1 protein-coding gene is annotated in these 2,108 nt (G+C 70.4%); it reads right to left on the reverse strand.

What is annotated here, in order from left to right; all coding sequences use genetic code 11:
- Nucleotides 1–98 precede the first annotated feature (98 nt).
- Nucleotides 99–812, reverse strand: a complete 714-nt coding sequence (locus tag BUE48_RS12585; protein WP_286989868.1) for a hypothetical protein — start codon at nucleotides 810–812, stop codon at nucleotides 99–101.
- Nucleotides 813–2,108: the final 1,296 nt, after the last annotated feature.

Here is a 2,108-nt window from a genome sequence, read left to right on the forward strand (position 1 = left end):
GGCACCTCTCGTTCACGCACTTCTACCCCTGACAGCGGACACGGCCCGCGTGAAACCCCGGCGCGGCGTCCGGAGCGCCGGCGGGGCCGCGCCGCAGGTCATCGCCGGACGACGGGAGGGCGGTTCTTGAAGATCGACCAGGCCAGCTCATACAGGTCCGCCGGGACCACGAGGTCGTAGTGGGCATAGACCTGGTCGCGCTTTTTGACCCGGTGCCCGGAGCGCCGCCCTTCCACCGCACCGGCATGCAGCCCGGTCAGATCGATATAGCCGTCCCGCAGCGCAGACGGGCAATACAACCGGTCTGCAACCTCCAGGTCCGCGACCACCCGCATAAGGGGCACAGATTCCGCTCCCCCGGCGGTGTAAGGGGAGAGCCACTCCCGCAGCGCCACCGCATCGGCGGCCCCCAGCAGGTGCCGGATCCGCATCCGGTACCGGTCGTCTTCCCGCACGGCGATGCGGAAAGGGTGCAGGCCGACCACCGCGTGCCAGCCGTCCGCGCCCAGCAGCCGGTACTCCCGCAGATGCAGCAGCCAGTAGGCGAACCCTGCCGGCCCGGCGCGGAAGTACTCCCGCCTCGAATACCGCGACCACGCCGCCTCGAAACGGTCCCTCCAGCGCTCGGCCACCTCCGATGCGGCCAGGCACGCGAAACGGCAGGAACCGCCGAGCTCCGCCTGCACCAGGTCGGCGTCCGCCCCGCCGCCATCGAGGAAGTAGAACGGCAGGTTGCCGTCCTGCCCGTGCAGGCCCAGCACCTTCCGCCCGCAAAAGCAGCACTCACCGCTCCACCTCAGCAGGCACGTCACAAGGGACCTCCCTTCGCCCCGCCGCCGGTGAAGACGCCGCTTTGGGCCACTGGCTTTCCGGCCGCGAAAGGACGCGCAAGGGCCCGAGCCGCTGATGGCCGCCTTCCCGATAGGGATCGGTGTACGGAACGGCCGCCGAACCTACATACACATACCCGAAATAGGTCCCGCGGTGAAGGCCGTTTCCGAAGACGGGGAAGCCTTTGAGGCCCAGCCCCTGGGCTGACCGGACAGCAGGGCGAGCCTACCGCGTGGCCCCGGTGGCACGGGGTCCACCGCGTTGGGCGGAGCCGCCGTCACCGACTGGCCGGATCCCTGCGGCCTGCCGTCCGTCGCCGAGCTGAAGGCGGTCCTGCCCGGTTCCCACACGCGCCACAGCGTGCCGAGCCCGGTGGCCGACACACCGATGCCCATCGCCGTCGGCTGCGGCATCTACACGGGGGGAGCGGTCTCCGATCGTGACGGTGTCGGTCAACCGGGTGGCCCGTTCGGTCCCCGAAGCCTGCGAACTCTTCTCCGCCGCCCTCCCCTGCCACCGCGGAATCCCTAACCGCGGATTCCCCGTCCCAGGCATCGCGGACGAGGCGATCCGGTACGGCGGCTGCCTCTTCCGACACCGGCGCCCCCGACGCCGAGTGTTTTCTGCTGCGATGCGGACGGGTGATCGCGGCGGTGGGGGTTCTCAGCGGTCCCGGTCGCCGATCGACTGGCACGGGCCGTGGCCGCCCGGCTGCGGCGAAGCGGGCAGAAGGGATGACGGTCCATGGCCTACCGCAGGGTCCACGACCCGGTCGACCGCAGCCGCCTGAACCGAGGGAGTCCGCCCGGTGGCGGGCGTTCCTCCGCCGCCCGGTGGTCTGGATCGGTTCCCTGGCCCTGACGCTCACGCTGACCGTGCTGAATGCCATCGGCGGCACGGCCGGCGACAGCATCGGCAAGTGGATCGGCAAGCTCCCGGGCGAAAACGAACAGCCGCTGCGAGTTGGCATCTACGTCGAGGGGTGCGTCCCCGAGGCGTACGCCCTCCCTGGGGCGCTCCTCAGCGGCCTGGACCGAGCCGCTCTGCGCAAAAGGCCTATGACGACCAAGGTCTACGGGGAGCCGGCGGCCGGTATGGGGGCACCCCCGTGCGAGCTCTGCAGGCGTCGATGGTGCTGACCGGGCAGCATCCCGGCAAGGTCCCCGTGATGGGCATCCGGCCCCGGATCAAGGTCCTGCACCGGCAACCTCAGCGGCACATACATCCCCGTCGTCAAGCAGGGCTGGCAGAAAACCATCGCTTGGAGGCCGACATGG

This window comes from Thermomonospora sp. CIF 1 (assembly GCF_001896795.1).
Classification (GTDB): Bacteria; Actinomycetota; Actinomycetes; order Streptosporangiales; family Streptosporangiaceae; genus Thermomonospora; species Thermomonospora curvata.